The sequence below is a fragment of the Maricaulis sp. genome, assembly GCF_030149425.1.
Lineage (GTDB): Bacteria > Pseudomonadota > Alphaproteobacteria > Caulobacterales > Maricaulaceae > Maricaulis.
The window spans coordinates 51,304-66,943 of the sequence record NZ_JASBRQ010000088.1; the positions used below are offsets into that span (position 1 = coordinate 51,304).

The 15,640-nt window shown below is 59.8% G+C and carries 15 protein-coding genes; 5 read left to right on the plus strand and 10 right to left on the minus strand.

What is annotated here, in order from left to right; all coding sequences use genetic code 11:
• Window positions 1–3: 3 nt before the first annotated feature.
• From nadA to Q1V57_RS15440, 4 genes are all read right to left on the minus strand, one after another.
• The gene (gene nadA / locus Q1V57_RS15425; protein WP_300532604.1) at window positions 4–1,131 is read right to left on the minus strand and encodes a quinolinate synthase NadA; all 1,128 of its coding nucleotides are present in this window, start codon (window positions 1,129–1,131) and stop codon (window positions 4–6) included.
• Between the two features lie 208 nt (window positions 1,132–1,339).
• A complete protein-coding gene (locus tag Q1V57_RS15430; protein WP_300532606.1) occupies window positions 1,340–1,549 on the minus strand; it encodes a hypothetical protein in 210 nt (69 codons plus the stop codon).
• 74 nt (window positions 1,550–1,623) lie between these two features.
• Window positions 1,624–2,595 (minus strand): NAD regulator, encoded by a 972-nt coding sequence (locus Q1V57_RS15435; protein WP_300532608.1) that lies wholly within the window; start codon window positions 2,593–2,595, stop codon window positions 1,624–1,626.
• A 9-nt stretch (window positions 2,596–2,604) separates the two neighbouring features.
• Entirely contained in the window at window positions 2,605–3,222 is a 618-nt protein-coding gene (locus Q1V57_RS15440; protein ID WP_300532610.1) for an HD family hydrolase, read from the minus strand.
• 150 nt (window positions 3,223–3,372) lie between these two features.
• On the opposite strand from Q1V57_RS15440, the gene Q1V57_RS15445 reads away from it, so the two are divergent.
• On the plus strand, window positions 3,373–3,747 hold the full coding sequence (locus Q1V57_RS15445) for a hypothetical protein (protein WP_300532612.1): 375 nt from the start codon (window positions 3,373–3,375) through the stop codon (window positions 3,745–3,747).
• A gap of 539 nt (window positions 3,748–4,286) precedes the next feature.
• Here the strand turns inward: Q1V57_RS15445 and Q1V57_RS15450 are convergent.
• Window positions 4,287–5,291: a hypothetical protein gene (locus Q1V57_RS15450; RefSeq protein WP_300532614.1), complete on the minus strand. Its 1,005-nt coding sequence runs from the start codon at window positions 5,289–5,291 to the stop codon at window positions 4,287–4,289.
• An 11-nt stretch (window positions 5,292–5,302) separates the two neighbouring features.
• A complete protein-coding gene (locus tag Q1V57_RS15455) occupies window positions 5,303–6,418 on the minus strand; it encodes a beta-ketoacyl-ACP synthase III (protein WP_300532616.1) in 1,116 nt (371 codons plus the stop codon).
• Window positions 6,419–6,946: 528 nt separating this feature from the next.
• Between Q1V57_RS15455 and Q1V57_RS15460 the strand changes: the two genes are divergently transcribed.
• Window positions 6,947–8,164, plus strand: coding sequence for an ammonium transporter (locus tag Q1V57_RS15460; RefSeq protein ID WP_300532618.1), 1,218 nt, complete (start codon window positions 6,947–6,949; stop codon window positions 8,162–8,164).
• 201 nt (window positions 8,165–8,365) lie between these two features.
• Here the strand turns inward: Q1V57_RS15460 and Q1V57_RS15465 are convergent, their stop codons facing one another.
• Window positions 8,366–9,481: a beta-ketoacyl-ACP synthase III gene (locus Q1V57_RS15465; protein WP_300532620.1), complete on the minus strand. Its 1,116-nt coding sequence runs from the start codon at window positions 9,479–9,481 to the stop codon at window positions 8,366–8,368.
• A 221-nt stretch (window positions 9,482–9,702) separates the two neighbouring features.
• Between Q1V57_RS15465 and Q1V57_RS15470 the strand changes: the two genes are divergently transcribed.
• The gene (locus Q1V57_RS15470; RefSeq protein WP_300532622.1) at window positions 9,703–11,148 is read left to right on the plus strand and encodes a glycosyltransferase family 39 protein; all 1,446 of its coding nucleotides are present in this window, start codon (window positions 9,703–9,705) and stop codon (window positions 11,146–11,148) included.
• Here the strand turns inward: Q1V57_RS15470 and Q1V57_RS15475 are convergent.
• The 3 genes from Q1V57_RS15475 to Q1V57_RS15485 all read right to left on the minus strand — a co-directional run bounded on the left by Q1V57_RS15475 (window position 11,145) and on the right by Q1V57_RS15485 (window position 13,755).
• Window positions 11,145–12,689 carry a recombinase family protein gene (locus tag Q1V57_RS15475; RefSeq protein WP_300532623.1) on the minus strand — a complete coding sequence of 515 codons (1,545 nt, stop codon included), beginning with the start codon at window positions 12,687–12,689 and terminating at the stop codon, window positions 11,145–11,147. The two genes, Q1V57_RS15470 and Q1V57_RS15475, sit on opposite strands and share 4 nt — an antisense overlap.
• Before the next feature lie 218 nt (window positions 12,690–12,907).
• The gene (locus tag Q1V57_RS15480; RefSeq protein ID WP_300532625.1) at window positions 12,908–13,348 is read right to left on the minus strand and encodes a hypothetical protein; all 441 of its coding nucleotides are present in this window, start codon (window positions 13,346–13,348) and stop codon (window positions 12,908–12,910) included.
• 65 nt (window positions 13,349–13,413) lie between these two features.
• Window positions 13,414–13,755: a helix-turn-helix transcriptional regulator gene (locus tag Q1V57_RS15485; RefSeq protein ID WP_300532626.1), complete on the minus strand. Its 342-nt coding sequence runs from the start codon at window positions 13,753–13,755 to the stop codon at window positions 13,414–13,416.
• 397 nt (window positions 13,756–14,152) lie between these two features.
• Here Q1V57_RS15485 and Q1V57_RS15490 point away from each other — a divergent pair, with 397 nt between their 5' ends.
• Window positions 14,153–15,115, plus strand: coding sequence for a CBASS oligonucleotide cyclase (locus Q1V57_RS15490; RefSeq protein ID WP_366145180.1), 963 nt, complete (start codon window positions 14,153–14,155; stop codon window positions 15,113–15,115).
• Between the two features lie 10 nt (window positions 15,116–15,125).
• Window positions 15,126–15,638, plus strand: coding sequence for a hypothetical protein (locus Q1V57_RS15495; protein WP_300532629.1), 513 nt, complete (start codon window positions 15,126–15,128; stop codon window positions 15,636–15,638).
• Window positions 15,639–15,640: the final 2 nt, after the last annotated feature.

The window sequence follows — 15,640 nt, forward strand, 5'->3', positions numbered from 1 at the left end:
CTCCTAGACCGTGACAATATCCACGGGTTTTTCCTGGCAGGCCGGGTCGAAGCTCGCCGGTGCGGCCGGCTTGGGCAGGTCGAGCATGGCCTGTACAGAGGCGCGGGCCCCCTCGATCACATCAGCGTCGACATGCACTTCATGCTGCTCGAAGCGCAGGGCGTCATAGATGTTTTCCAGCGTGATCTTCTTCATGTGCGGGCACAGATTGCAGGGCCGGATAAACTCGATCTCAGGCACTTCCACGGCGACATTATCGCTCATCGAACACTCGGTCAGGAGCACCGCTTTCTTGGCGCCGCTCTTGCGTGCCCAGTCCGCCATGGCGGCGGTCGAACCGGCGAAGTCGGCCGCCTGTACGACTTCCAGCGGGCTTTCCGGGTGAGTGATGATCACCACGCCGGGATGAGCGTCCCGCAGGTCCTGCACGTCCTCGGTGGTGAATTGCTCGTGGACTTCGCAGCTGCCGGCCCAAGTGAGGATTTTGACATCGGTCTGGGCGGCGACATTCTTGGCCAGATACTGGTCCGGCAGGAGGATGACGGTATCGCTGTTGAGACTTTCCACGACCTGAACCGCATTGGAGCTGGTGCAGCACATGTCGCATTCGGCTTTCACATCCGCCGAAGTGTTCACATAGGTGACAACCGGCACGCCGGGATAGGCCTGTTTGATGCGGCGGACATCCTCACCGGTGATCGAGCTGGCCAGCGAACAGCCGGCTTCCATATCGGGGATGAGCACGGTTTTTTCCGGGGCCAGGACCTTGGCGGTTTCGGCCATGAAGTGAACCCCGGCCTGGACGATGACATCGGCATCGCTTTCCGCTGCCATGCGCGCCAGGGCGAGGCTGTCGCCCATCAAATCACCGACACAGTGGAAGATATCCGCGGTCATGTAGTTGTGGGCGAGGATAACGGCGTTTTTCTCCGCCTTCAGCGTGTTGATGGCGTGGATAAGGGCGGCCTTCTGCGGCCATTCCATCGGTGTCACGACGTGTTTGACGCGCTCATAGAGATGGTCCGTTGCCGCCTTGACCTCATCGGTATACGGCAGGAGATAGGGGTTCGAGGCCTCGCTGGCGTTCGCATCGGTGCTGGCCTGGCTGCCGTCCCAATTCAAGCGGTCCATCATGTTACTCCCCGTCTCGGCATCATGATTTTGACGCCTTTATGCTCTAAATGAGCATTTGTTAGATCCGATAAACGGCGACTTTTTGAAAGCCGCCTTATGCTCGAACTGAGCCTAATGATGGAACCGATATATGCTCAGTTTGAGCAAAGCGCAAGCGACCAGCTGGTAAAACCAGGTTCCTCGTCGATGTGACCGAAGTCGGGTCTTACTGGGAGATGCCGACGATCAGTGTGGCCAGCATCACCGCGGCAAAGGCTGCGCGCTTGGGCGGTGTCGTCGAGGCGGGGAGATAGACCAGAGCCATGCTCGTCGCCGCGGCAATCAGTGCTGCCAGCCACCAGGCACCTGTGATCGCCGACATCAAAGCGATGCCGTAGGCGATGGCGATAGCAGCACAGGTCATGATGGTACGCACAACAAGCCCCCCAGCTCACTCGTTACCTTACCGTTTAGAGTGGTTCGCGTCCAGAATATCCGTCACAGGTTGAGTCAGCTGTCTTTCAGCCGCGGGGTGGCCAGGCCCAGTGAGGGCAGGCCCGCGAGCGCCTCACGGCGATAGCGGAAGAGCTCTGCCGGGCGGCCGCCGGTCTGGCTTTCGAACTTGCCTGTCCCGTCCACGAAACCGGCACGATCGAGGGCGCGACGGAAATTCTGCTTGTGCAGGCGATGGCCGATGATGGCTTCGACGACATGCTGCAGGTGGGACAGGGTGAAGAGGTCTTCCATCAGCTCGAAGACCACCGGGCGGTATTTCACCTTGCCGCGCAGGCGCGACAGGGCGGTGGCCAGAATCCGGCGATGATCGGAAGCCATGACCCGGCCGAGCCCGGCGCAACCCGGATCGCGTTCGGCCTGGCCGTCGCGGGCCGCCTCGGCAATCAGGCCAGCCTCGTAGAGCAGCTCAAACCGGTCCAGAACGCGTTCCTCATTCCAGCTTGATCCGCCCAATCCGAAGGTCTGCTTCAGGCGGTCATGGCGCGCAGCCCGGCGTCCGGGTACCGCGGCCTCATCCGCCCAGGCGGACAGGCGGGGCAGGATTTCACTGTCGATCACAGCCGGCTTGCCCTGGCGCCAGTCTTCCCAGGGGAAGAAGCTGTACCAGTCCTGCCAGATGCCGCCGCCATCCGGCGGGGTTTCCGTGTCCGGGGTCAGAGCGAGATAGCCGACCGAGATGATGCGTGCATCGTCGGCGTCGCCCATGGCGGCGATCGGGGCCTCGCGGCCGCGGTCGCCGAAGGTGTAGAGCTGTTCGACATAGCCGAGTTGGAAGCGGGCCTGTTCGGCGACCCAGCGGCGCAGGCCGATCTCGAAAGTGCGATGCTCGTCCGGATCGAACGGGCCGAAGGGGAGGGCGACCTCACCGTCCTGCTGGGCCACGACCAGCACTTGCGGCCGGTCCGCATCGACGGACAGGATCACCGCGTTGAGACCAACGATAAGGCTGTTGTCGAGCGCTGCCATGGCCCCGTCTTACCCTTTGGCCTCGACCTCGGCCAGCACGGTTTCAAATCGCTCGAGGAAGAGCAGCTGGGCCTGCTTCACCGGCAGCGGGCGGATGGCGATCTCCAGGCCAGCCGGCGGGCGGCCGAAGAAGTTGATCGATTCCTCATGCGTGAAACCAGCTATCTGGGTCGCCTCGAAATAGGCACAGATCATGTCGGCCCGCTTGATCTTGCGCTTGTTTTCCTTCGACAACTTGGCCGGCAGACCGAAGCGCAGGTGCACCGCCGCCTCGAGGCGGTCCTCGAAGGAGCGGTAATCCACGCCGAGCGCGGCCTTGAACGGGCTGATCATGTCGCCAATGACGTATTCCGGCGCATCATGCAGCAGAGCCGCCAGGCGGAGTTTGGCGTCGAGCCCCGGATAAAGCGCGTCGAGGATGTTCAACACTACAACAGAGTGCTCGGCGACGGAAAAGGCATGATCGCCCTTGGTCTGCCCGTTCCAGCGCGCCACACGGGCGAGGCCGTGCGCGATATCCTCGATCTCGACATCGAAGGGAGAGGGATCGAGCAGATCGAGACGCCGGCCGGAAATCATGCGCTGCCAGGCGCGTGGGGCATTCGATTTCGCGGCGTCTTTGGACATGCGGGGCGTTTCCTCATCAAGCGGGCGCCGGGGTGTAGCAGAAGCGCTTTGATCTTGCCAACAGGCCTGCGCGTGTTTGACGCGCCGGAAGTGCTGGACGCGGCCGCCCGGTCGGGTTGATATGGGCACAAACAAATGAGGGAGATATCCATGTCCTTGACCCGTATCGTCATGCGCCTCGGCCGAAATCCGGATGCCGGTTATCCAGAGGGCGATGATAATCACGGCTATGTCGTTGTCGCCCCCCTGGACAAGGACGGCCATCTCGATGTCGAGCTATGGCGGGCCGAGCGCGCCAAATGCACCGTCGACCGCTTCTCTCCTGACGAGGCTGAAAAAGCCGATGGCTGGCTGACCCATCGCGGGAGCCACTGGTTCTTCCACTATGACGAGGAGCATGAAGGCCCGGACGAGCCGGTCTTCCGCCTCGGCGAGCATGTCATGCGTGTCGGCGAGTATCTCACCATCCACGAAGCTGACGGCGATGATCTGACTTACAAGATCACCGAGGCTCAGCCGGTTTAGGGGGCTTGTAGGCTGGCCGCTCCCCCTCTCCCACGGGAGAGGGATTAAGCGAGAGGGTGGAAACGCCAACGCCTGCGATTCCCCCCTCATCCGCCCTCCGGGCACCTTCTCCCTCAAGGGAGAAGGAGAGCGGTGACACGTGCCGCTTTCCGCTGCGCTCTTCCCAATATTGTCATCCCTGACGGATGCCCCGCGCACGCGGGGCGCAGATCAGGGACCTCGAGGCTCGCGGCGCGGTCCCGGATCTCCGCCCGGATGCCCCGCTTCCGCGAGGGCAGGCAAGTCCGGGTCTAGGTCAGCGACAACACGCTGACATACCCTCCTCGCCCTTGATGGGCGAGGTCCCGCGCAGCGGGGGAGTGGGTGACGCGGCGAAGCCGCTACTGCGAACCAACTCGAACTTTGCAGGTTTTATGTGCGCCTTCGGCGCGCACCCACTCCGTCTTGCGACTGCGCCGCAATCCACCTCGCCCATCAAGGGCGAGGAGGCGTCTGTCTATGCTTGCTTACCGCTTATTGGGAAGCCGGCTTGGCTCACGCTATTCCTCAGCCACCAGCGCGATCAGTGACCGGTCCGGGCTCACGGCCAGACGGGTGACGCCGGTATGGCCGGCGCCGGCGAGGTCGAAGATGGCCTGCCAGGTGCCCTCATCATTGCGCCAGACGATCTGGCCGTCATTGGTCGACAGGAAATCGACCGTGTCATCAGGCGCGCCGATGGACACGAAGTCCTGGCTGGTGCCGGGCAGGTCGAACAGGACTTCGGCCGTGCCGCTGGCAAAATCGAGCGTGTGCACCGTGTGGGCGCCGGTTTCAGCATCACCGACGGAGAAATAGGCCGCTTGGCCGCGCGGCGTGCGATACAGGGTCCGGCCCGGATTTTCCGCAATCTGGGTCACGGTTTCCGGCGTGGTGGTCCGGTCGATCAGCTGCAGGGTGAAGGGCCCTACACTGCCCGGCTCACCGAGATAGAAGACGGCGACATGGTTCATGTCCCCGGAGAAGACATAATAACCGACCGGGGCCAGCTCATGCGCCAGCTCGCGTTCGGAATTGTCGAACCGGGCCAGGGCCGCATTGCCGGCATAGCCGCCTTCAGGCTGCAGCAGATAGCTCAGACGCATGCCATTGGGGGCGATGCGCGGCGAGTATTCGCTTTCCACCGGGGTGCGGGTCACGGGCTGGGAATTGCCGGAAGCGATATCGAGGCGCCAGATATCGGTCTCACCGCTTTCATTATCCCCGGCCGTGTAGAGCAGGGCGGTGCCGTCCGGGGTGAAGAAGGGCTGATTGTCATAGCCCGGCCGGTCGACCTGGGTGACGCGCTCGCCCAGCGACGGGACACCGTCTTCCCACTCCAGCGCGTAGATGAAGATGTCATTGCCCGGCATGGCCGGAGCCGCGTCCTCAGCGGCCTCTTCCGGCGCGGGTTGGGCGTCTTCTACGACGGCTTCCGGCGTCTCTGCCGGGGTTTCCTCGACCGGTTCCTGTGCGGAGCAGGCGGTCAGGGTGAGAAGGGCAATGCCGAAAGCCGGATATTTCATCGTATTTGTTCCTATCGTTTGCGCACAGCCGCCGCGCCGACACCATAACCGGCGCCGAAAGCGCACATCACGCCATGTTCGCCTGAAGCCATGTCATCGGAGTTCTGCTCGAAATTGATGACGACGGACGAGGAGGAGGTGTTGCCGTATTCGTGCAGGATGCCCGGGGCGTTTTCCTCGGTCCGGTCGCGGCCGAGGATGCGTTTGGCGATCATGTCGACCATGCGGATATTGGCCTGGTGCAGCCAGGTGCGGCGCACCTCGGACGGTTCCAGTCCGATATCATCCATCATTGAGCGGGCGACAGTCGGGGCGAAGCCGACCACGTCCTTGAAGACCTTGTGCCCGTCCTGGTCCAGGCCCGGCGCATAATCGGGATCCACCGTGCGCTCGGCGTCATTGATGAAGCCGAAATCGGAGCGCAGGGCGATGGAATACTTGTTCTGGCAATGCGTGCCGACCACGTCCCAGCCGCCGTCCTGGCCGTCATCGGCCTCGACGAGAATGGCGCTTGCTGCGTCACCGAAAATGAAGTGCACATCACGGCGGGAATGCACATTGATACAGGTCATGATCTCCGGTGAGCAGACCAGCATGCGCTTGGCCTGGCCGGACTGGATCATGCCATTGGCGATGTGCAGGCCATAAAGGGCCGAGGCGCAGGCCATGGTCAGGTCAAAGGAAAACCCGCTCGACCCGATCAGGTCCTGGATTTCACAGGCCAGGCCCGGAAAGTTTCGCTGCTGGGCCGAGGACGCGACGATGACACCATCGACGTCAGAGCCGGAAATACCGGCCTTTTCCAGCGCGGGCGTGACCGCCTTCATGGCGAACTCGGCCTGGAAGGCGGTCTGCTCAAACGGGCGCGGCGCTATCTCCGGCGTCATCGTGTCGATGTTGAGAATGCCTGACTTCTCAACGACGTGACGACGTTCAATACCGGACGCGTTTTTGATGAACTCAACACTCGACAATGGCTGCTCGGCCATGTCGCCAGCGGCGATGGCGGCGGCATTGTCGGAATTGAAGCGCTCGGCCCAGGCATTATAGCTGGCGACGAGTTCTTCATTGGTAATAACGGCTTCCGGGATGTAATGCCCCGTCGACCGGATAATGCTTTTGCGCACGATTATTGGCCCGTTTCTTCCCTCGGCGATCAGCCTAGCCGATGATTTCGTCTAATCAATGCGGCGCTGCACCGTAAAACAAACGTGCAGCGCTTATGGCTGGGCCGGTTAATTCGCCCAAAACTTTTCGTATGAGCGTTATTCAGCGGAAAACTTCACCCACCCCCCTTGACCTCACGCTGCGCTGCACCAATTATTGTTGCGACGCAGCAATTCGAGTCTGTCTCGAGGCGCTGCAGCGAGTTTTAAAGCGTCGAAACCACTCCTCCCCGGTTGAAGACGTATGACTGGCCCGGCTGCGCCAACCGCAGCCGGGCCTTTTTTTTGTCTGCAGCTCGGGCATGGGTCACCCGGTCAGTCGGTTTGTGACGCAGAATTTTGCGTCCGTGCTCGTTTACGAGGCAGGTTTGCACAATATTCGAGCGCCAGAGCCGCTTCCGCACAATATCCGCGCAATTGCATGGACAGGCGTCCGGCCCTGTTCCTAGCTCTGCTGCGACGCAACATGCCAGCAGTGATGTGGAGGGAATGGTCGTGGATAGCGGAAACAATGCCTGGGTGCTGACATCGACGGCGCTTGTTCTGATGATGACCTTGCCGGGGCTGGCCCTGTTCTATGCCGGCATGGTGCGGCGCATGAACGTGCTCTCCACCCTGATGCAGAGTTTCGGCGCTGCCGCTGTGGTGACGGTTTTATGGGCGCTGGTGGGGTATTCGCTGGCCTTCTCTCATGGCGGACCGGTCAATGCCTTTGTCGGCGGTCTCAGCAATGCCGGGCTGGCCGGGATCGCGCCGGAGACCATGAATGGTGACCTGCCGGCCAATCTTTTCCTCATGTTCCAGCTCACCTTCGCCATTATCACTGTGGCGATCATTGCCGGTGCGGCGGTTGAGCGTATCCGGTTTTCGGCGTTCCTGATTTTCGCGGCTTTCTGGCTGGTCCTGGTCTATGCCCCGGTCTGCCACTGGGTGTGGGGCGGCGGTTTCCTGGGCGATGCCGGCAAGCTCGATTTTGCGGGTGGCGCGGTTGTTCACATCAATGCCGGTGTCGCCGGTCTGGTGCTGGCCAAGGTATTGGGTCCGCGGCGCGGCTGGCCGGGCGGGGCACTGATCCCGGACAATCTCGTCCTCACCCTGATCGGTGCGGGCATGCTCTGGGTGGGCTGGTTCGGTTTTAATGGCGGCTCGGCCCTGGCGGCGGATGGTGCGGCGGCGCATGCCTTTGTCACCACCCAGATCGCTGCGGCCATGGCGGCGCTGACCTGGATGATCCTGGAATGGAGCCTGCGCGGCAAGGCCAGCGCCCTGGGCGCGGCGTCAGGCGCCGTGGCCGGTCTGGTGGCGATTACACCGGCCGCCGGTTTCGTGCCGGCCTGGGCGGCCTTCATCATCGGCGCTGGCGGCGCGGCCGGCGCCTATTGGGGCGTGACCGGGCTGAAGCGCCTGCTCAAGATCGATGACAGCCTCGATGCCTTCGGCCTGCATGGCATTGGCGGCTTTGTTGGCGCGGTACTGACTGGCGTGTTTGCGGTTGAGGCGATTGGCGGCGCGCCGGGGGCCATTGAAGGCAATCTGCTGCAGGTCTGGACCCAGACCTGGGGCGCGCTTTCGGTTGCCCTCTATAGCGGCGCGGTGACTTTCATCATCCTGTTCGTGATGTCGAAATTCATGAGCCTGCGGGTCAGCGAAGAGGCTGAACGCAAGGGTCTCGATACCGAGCTGCACGGGGAATCGGTGGGGAGCTAGGGCGCTAGCTTTCTGCAACGCACAATTCCCCCGGATTTGTTCCGGGGCCCGGTAGAAACAAAAACGTCGATGACTCGTGGCGCTGTCAGCTCCCAGAGTCATCGACGGTGTGTTTCAGCCAGACCCCGACATGCGTCGGGGGGAAGATGAAGGTCGTTGCGGTGCGCTATTTGTGCGGCGCATCGGTAACGGTGGTTCCCGCTACCGCTTCTCCAGGAAGATCGTGCCGGCCGAGTAACCTGCACCGAAGGAGCAGATCAGACCCTTATCGCCGCTTTCAAACCCGTCATGGTGGCGGTGGAAGGCGACCAGCGAACCGGCGCCGGCGATATTGGCAAACTCGTCAAGCACAACCGGCGCTTCATGCGGCTCGAAATCGCGGTCATAGACCTTCTTGGCGATCATCATATTCATGTTGATATTGGCCTGGTGCAGCCACATCCGCTTCATGTCGGCGGGCGAGAGCTTCATCTTGCCCAGCTCGGTCAGGATGAGCTCGATCACCATCGGGCAGACTTCCTTGAAGACCTTGCGGCCCTCCTGCACGAAATAGCGCTCCTCGAAGGCCGGTTCGGGCGTTTCGGAGGCGTTGAGGAAGCCGAAATTCGAGCGGATATTGTTGGAGTACTGGGTGATCATCCGGTTGGACAGGATGTTCCAGCCGTCATCGCCGGCCACGTCTTCCGCCTCGATCAGCACCGCCACGGCAACATCACCGAAGATGAAATGGCTGTCGCGATCGCGGAAATTGAGCTGTGGTGTGGTGATTTCCGGGGTCACGACCAGGACCGATTTGGCCATGCCGGTCTTGATCATATTGATGGCGGAAATCATGCCGAACGTGCCGGAGGAACAGGCCACAGACATGTCATAGCCGAAGCCCTCAATACCCAGCGCCTGCTGGATCTCGATGGCGATACACGGATAGGTGCGCTGCATGGAGGTGGCCGAGCAGATCACCGCATCGACATCCTTGGCGTCCCGGCCGGCATTCTCCAGCGCCTGCTTGGCGGCGGCGAGGCCGGCTTCGGCCATCAGCGAAATCTCTTCATTCGGACGCGGCGCGACGCTCGGGCGCATGCGCTCAACGTCGAGCACGCCCGCCTTGTCGATCGTGTAGCGTGACTTGATGCCGGAGGCCTTCTCGATGAAGGCGGTCGAGGAGGCATTGAGCGGTTCAACGACACCGCGCTCAATGGCGTCGGCGTGTTCGGCGTTGAATTTTTCGACATAAGCGTTGAAGCATTCGACCAGCTCATCATTGCTGACCGTCTCTTCCGGGTGCCACAGTCCGGTCGACCGGATCACTGCATTCATACGCCTTACTCCCTCGGTTTGGGCTGGCGGGAAATTAGTGGCAATGGACCAGCACGTCACCCGGGCAGCTGCGTTTACTGTAACAAGGTCTGTGCCAGCCTGCTTCGCGCATAAGTATCACTAAGAAAACACAATGACTTTAGGCTTTGATATCAAACAAGGCGGGCGTAAAACTGCGGCGTCTTGTTTGGGGGAATAGAGACGTGACGGAGAATTCTTCAATGGCCGGACCCGGCGGGCAGCGCGATTTCCTGGTACTGCGCATTGTCCTCTTGGCGGTCTTTGCCGGCGCCCTGATCAGCCGCTTCGTCAATCCGGTTTTCCTCAATGACCAGGGCGAGATGCTCGTCCTCTCCCAATCCTTCCAGCTGGTCTATGACGAACAGCCGCCGCTCTATGCCTGGATTGCCAAGGGCCTGCTGGAGCTGACCGGGCGCCATGTCGCCGCGCTGGAAGCCTTCAAGCTGATCTTTGCCATAACCGGTCTGTATCTGTGCGGTGTGCTGGCCTACCGGGTGTCCCATTCCCCTGCTGCGGCGCTGTTATCGGTCGCCTTTGCCATGTCGCTGCCGACCATGGGCGAGGATGCGCTGAGCGAAGCCACCCACACCGTGGCGATGATCGCTGTCAGCCTGGCCTCCACGTTGTTGATCTTCCGCCAGATGCAGCAACCGCGGCGCTTCTTCTGGCTCGTCCTCGGGCTGGTCTGGGCGCTGGGCCTGGCCTTCAAACACACCATGATCATGCTGGCGGTCGCCCAGATCGCAGCGCTCTGGGTAGCGCGCGTGCCGGCGCGGGTCGAGCTGAGCAAACAGGCGGCGATAGCGGCGCTGATCATGCTGGCGCTCAATGCGGCCTTCTTTATCCAGCTGCTCTCTACCAGTGCCGCAATCGACAATGGCCTCAATGAGTTCGGCATGGGGGAGAGCACCTTCGCCTTCCTGCGCGGACTCAGCGATTTTCTCAGCTCCATTCTCGCCGAGGCCGCACTTCTGGTGCTGACCGGCATCTATATGGCGGTGCGCTACAAGGCGAGCATTGCCCGCTGGTATGGCGAAATGGGCCAGGAAGAGCGTGTCCTGCTGTGGAGCGGGCTGATCTTTCTGGCGATCTGGGCCGTTTCGATCATCATCACCAATACATCCGTCGTACGCGATCGCTGGCTGGCGCCGGGCCTGGTCTGGCTCTGCCCGGTCTGGGCCGCGGCCATGTTCCGGACCTTGGGCGATAACGGCAAACGCTGGGCCGGGCGGATTGCGATTGTCTTCATCGCCCTCATTCTGATCGCCCGTATTGTCGATCTGCAGGCCTCGGAAGAGCCTCGCCAGGCGGGCTGGCAGGACATGGCGTCGCAGATTTCGGCGGCCTATCCAGAGCCGGATATCCTGTTGTCCAAACACATCAATGATGCTGGCAATCTGCATCTGGCGATGAATGTGCCGGTCGCCGTGGCCAATGGATATCTGCCGCCGCTGGAGCAGCTACCGCAAACCGTGCTGGTGATGTGGCGCGATGAGGGCGGGGTTCCGCCGGAAATCACCGGACTTCTGCGCCAGGCGTCCGCCCGCTGGGGTGAGCTGGAGTGCGGGGCGATGGATACGCAGGACCTGACCGCCGGCGGCGCGCAGACCTATCGCCGGTATTTCATGGTGTGTGAGCGCGGCTAGCGGGCGAGGGCGGCGCAGGCCGCATGGCGCGGGCAATTGGCCTCATGGTCATTGACCATGCCGACCCGCTCCGTGCCCCTGTTACCAGCGTCTTGCGGGGAAGGGACATAGTGAAGGTTGATCGCTATGTCCCGATCACCGACGACAATGTCGTCGGTGATCGATTGAATGATGCTGGCTTTCTGTTCGAAAGACAGCATCTCCCAGTGGCCATAAAGGTCTCTGGCGGATGACACGACCTCTTCGCTAGAGCGGCCAATTTCCTTTAGCGAGGCGAGTTCACTCTCCAGCTCCGAAATGCCGGTCTCGATCGCTTTGATCCTGGTGCTCGCATTCGTCTCCAATTCCTTGAACCGGTCTCGCTCAATCACACCGTCGTTGTAGCCCTTCCAGGCGAGTTCACGGTCTTCCTTGAGCTCGGCCAACTCCCGGCGGAAAACGCGGATCTGGTTTTCTTTGGCTGTGGCTTCGGCCTCGTTGGACGCCAGATAGGCCTCGATGTCCGTCGAGGACGCGAAGAAGGTCTGGAGCTGACTTCGAAAGATCGCCTCCAGGTCATCCTGTGGGATCTTGTTGCGGCATTGCCGGCACACGAATTTCCTGTACCGCTTGGACAGCACATACATCTTGCTCCCGCAGCCGCACCTGACCTTGCCGGCAAACAGGTATTGTCCCCGGGGGCCTGGCTTATTGCCTTTGGCCTGCCGGGCAAGGATAGCGTTGCATTGATCCCATAATTCCGCGGAGACGATCGGTTCGCACGGCATCCATACCCATTCGCTTTCGGGCTTCATAGCCCGGGAGTTTTCCGTGGGGCCGACGCATGTGTGATTGATCCGATAGAGGCCTTTTGCGTCCGGATTGGTCAGTAGGCGCTGGATGGTCGGGACAGAGAAGAGCGATCCATTTCGCGTGCGATAGCCGCGATCGTTCAGTGTTCGCACGACTGTTTTCTTTCGCTGATACTCGGCGAAGAGTTCGAATATGAGGGCGCGTATGGGCGCTTCGTCTGGGTCCGGTACAAGCTCATCACCTTGCCAACGAAATCCGAACGAGGTTTTCCCGGACAGACGTTTGCCCATCTTCGCCCGCGTGGCGATCGAAAGCCGGAGGCGATCCACCGTCTCTTCGCGCTCGAACTGGGCGACGCTCGCAATAATGCCGAAGAACATCCGCCCAGACGGTGTGCTTGTATCGATGCTCTCGTGGATTGAGGTCAGGTCCGCATTGTGTGCCTGGAAGATATCCGCCAATTCCAGCAATTCGCGGGCGTTGCGCGCAAGGCGGGCGAGCTTGGAGAACACCAGCCCGGAAATATGTCCTGACTTGATGTCGGTGAGCATTCGCCGCGTTTCGGCGTGTCCCATGACGGTTTTGCCGGACACGCCCGAAAGGTCATAGACCTCAACAACGTCCCAACCTCGCAATTGGGCGAACTGCTCAGCGTTACGGCGATGCACTTCCGGACTATCGCCGCGAGCCTGATCCTCGGTCGAAACGCGGATCCAAATCCCGACGGCTTTCCGCTCCACATTCTCCATGGTGCGCTCCTCTAATACGGAGACGCCCAAACGTACCACGAATAGCGACGGCGAAACATATGTTTCTTTAAATTCAGCAATTTAAGTGGACAGGTGTTTGTTTTTGTAAAAGGTAACGCGAGAATTTGGGGGGCGGATGGACCGCTGTTGGGGGAGAGGAGTGAGCGTTCAGCTCAATCGCGTCAGCGTGCGGATTGGCGCATGTCAAAATTGGGAAGTCAGCGGGGTTGTTCGGAAAGAGAAAAGAAAGTGACACCCAACGCAGCCGCCTCGAAGACGGCAAGCGAGTAGTGCTCGCTCTGCCATGGACGTCGCTTCTTCGGCAGGCGTGATTTGAGCTCCGGGTACAGGGAGCAGATGGCGGAGGCGATATCGTCTTTTGAGGCCGCGCCGTACATGCAGAAACGCTGCCGGACCCTGAGCTTCGGAATTTGGACGATCACGCACGTCTCACAGGCTGCGTCTTCAGCAATCAAGGTCAGGAGCCGTCGAATGCGCACGTGGCGCGTCGACGTCGGCGTCAGTGCATCCTCAAGCACGAGATGGCGAGGTCGATAACCACGCAACAATCTTGCGGCAATGCCCCGGCATGCCTGGTTCTTGTTCGCACGAGCCTCATGCCCGCCCCAATCCAAAAGCCTTCGCTTGTCGTCGAACACGGCGAAATAGAGCCCCCGTGAACTGGGCTCGATCGCAAGTACATGGGCTATGTGGTGTAAGCGGCTCAGGGCGAAGTGCCATCAAGCCGATGGCAGAGTGTTCGGATAAATTCGACCTTGGTTGCGGGAAGCGCACCACTGGAACGCTCGTACCGCTTCTTGAGGGCGTGGGCGCGAGCGAGTGTCTTTCGGCGATTGGCGATCGTCGTGTCGGGCAGAAGCGTCGATGCGGGTATATCGAAAATCAGTTCGTACGTGATCAGCGTGCCGACATCAGGGCGCAGCCGGCCGCTTTCATATCTGGAAATCGTGCTGTGAGTGGTGCCGACCAGTCGAGCGAGTTCCGCCTGGTCGAGCCCGCCGCGCCGCCGACAGGCTTTGAGCCGAATGGCGTTGGCGTCAATCATGATGCAAGGGCACGGCGCCGTTAGCAGCGCAGTGCATGCTTATTGTTGCATGTTCAAGCGATCCTGGGAGGCGTGGGGATGTGCGGGGTGTGCACATACCCACGTCTGGACAGGGAAGAGATCGTATGACGCTGGCAAGGTCGGGTGTTGGAAAGGTTCAGGATAGCATTAGGGAAAATTGACCTACAACAAATAGATATTGCTCGACCAAAACGTGCACCGGATCTCGACTGTTAACTACTTAAATAGTTGATAAAACTTCATAATCTGGATCATGCGGTCAACTTCGGAAATTTCCTTTGCCGGAATTCGAAGAATTTCTTTCTGCTACATCTTGCGGGTGAGGCCTGCAATGCCCATACATATTGAGCTTGGATGTTCAGGTTGGGAAATATCGATGGGTCGGCAACACGTAGGTCACTCGGAAATCGCAACGTTTGCGGGAGCAAAGGTTAATCTTCCGCAGGATGTTGCGTCAAAGTATCGGCAGCAGGTGCGTGGTCTTCGTGATCGTCTGAAGGCTCACCTCGACGCGCATCCGAACTTCTCGCTCAAGAAGATGTTGTTATCGGGCAGTCTCGCAAAAGGTACTGCGCTGCGATCCTTAAACGATATTGATGTTGGCGTGTACGTCGCGGGTTCCAGTGTGCCCGACGATATCGGTGGGTTGCTGGATTATATCGCTGACAAGATCGTTGAAGCCTACCCCAACGTCACGTCTGACCAGCTCACCCGAAATACCTACAGTATTACACTGTCATTCAAAGGGTCGGGGCTCGACGTAGATATCGTTCCGATCCTCTATTACGGAGACCCCGACTGGCGGGGCGACCTCGTGAGCCAGGATGATGGATCATTCCTGGAAACCAGCATTCCGCTTCATCTTGATTTCATAAGAGATCGGAAAAAGGCAGCGCCCAATCACTACGCGCAAGTGATTAGGCTGCTCAAGTATTGGTCAAAGCAACGCAAAGACGAAGATGCGTCATTCCGATTTAAGTCGTTCATGATCGAATTGATTATGGCGAAATTGGCAGATCAGGGGGTGGATTTTTCTGACTACCCGGAGGCGCTCCAGCAATTCTTCACCTACATCATCAATTCGAACTTGAGCGAACGCATTGTGTTTAATGAGCACTATGATTTCGCGGATGTCGAATGCTCCGATGTATTGCAAATAATCGATCCAGTGAATGCCAAGAATAATGTTGCTCGATTGTACACATCAGCAAATGTGAATGCGATCGTTGATGCTGCGGAAGCCGCCGGCGATGCAATTGATTGGGCTCTTTCTGCACCGACAAAGACTGCCACTGTTGAAGCTTGGCAGGGCGTTTTCGGTCCAACTTTCCAAGTATGAGGCAGACCAAATGAGTGGATCGTATACCGTATCGAACACCACCACCTTCACTCTTACCCATGCCAAGTATTTGGCGTCAAAGGTTCGGACGGACTTGATGCGTATGCATAGGTATTATGGCAAGCCGTCATTGAATGAAATCGATGAATACGAAGAGGAAGTGACAGCTTTTCTCAAAGAAGGATATTTGGGTGAAGTTTGGTATGGCTTCAGGCGTGATGAAAAATGGATTGAACCAAGCCTGAAATACACCGCTCGCGACTTGAGTGGCGATGGGGCGGATGATCGTCCTGGATTGCTGCCTACCCGCAAAGATATCGAGGGTGCATCCTTCTACTCCTACCTCACCTACTCCAGCCGTTGGAACGCCCTTAGCGAAACAGAGAAAGAAGCGTTTAGATCCAAGCTCGCGGTAAAACGTGTGGGGGCGCCTAAGCCTGAAATTTCTGGCTACCTCTCCTCCGATCAAACCTATAGCGCTGGTGGGCGTGCCCTAAACCGTTCTGTTGTGAAGGGGTATTAAGG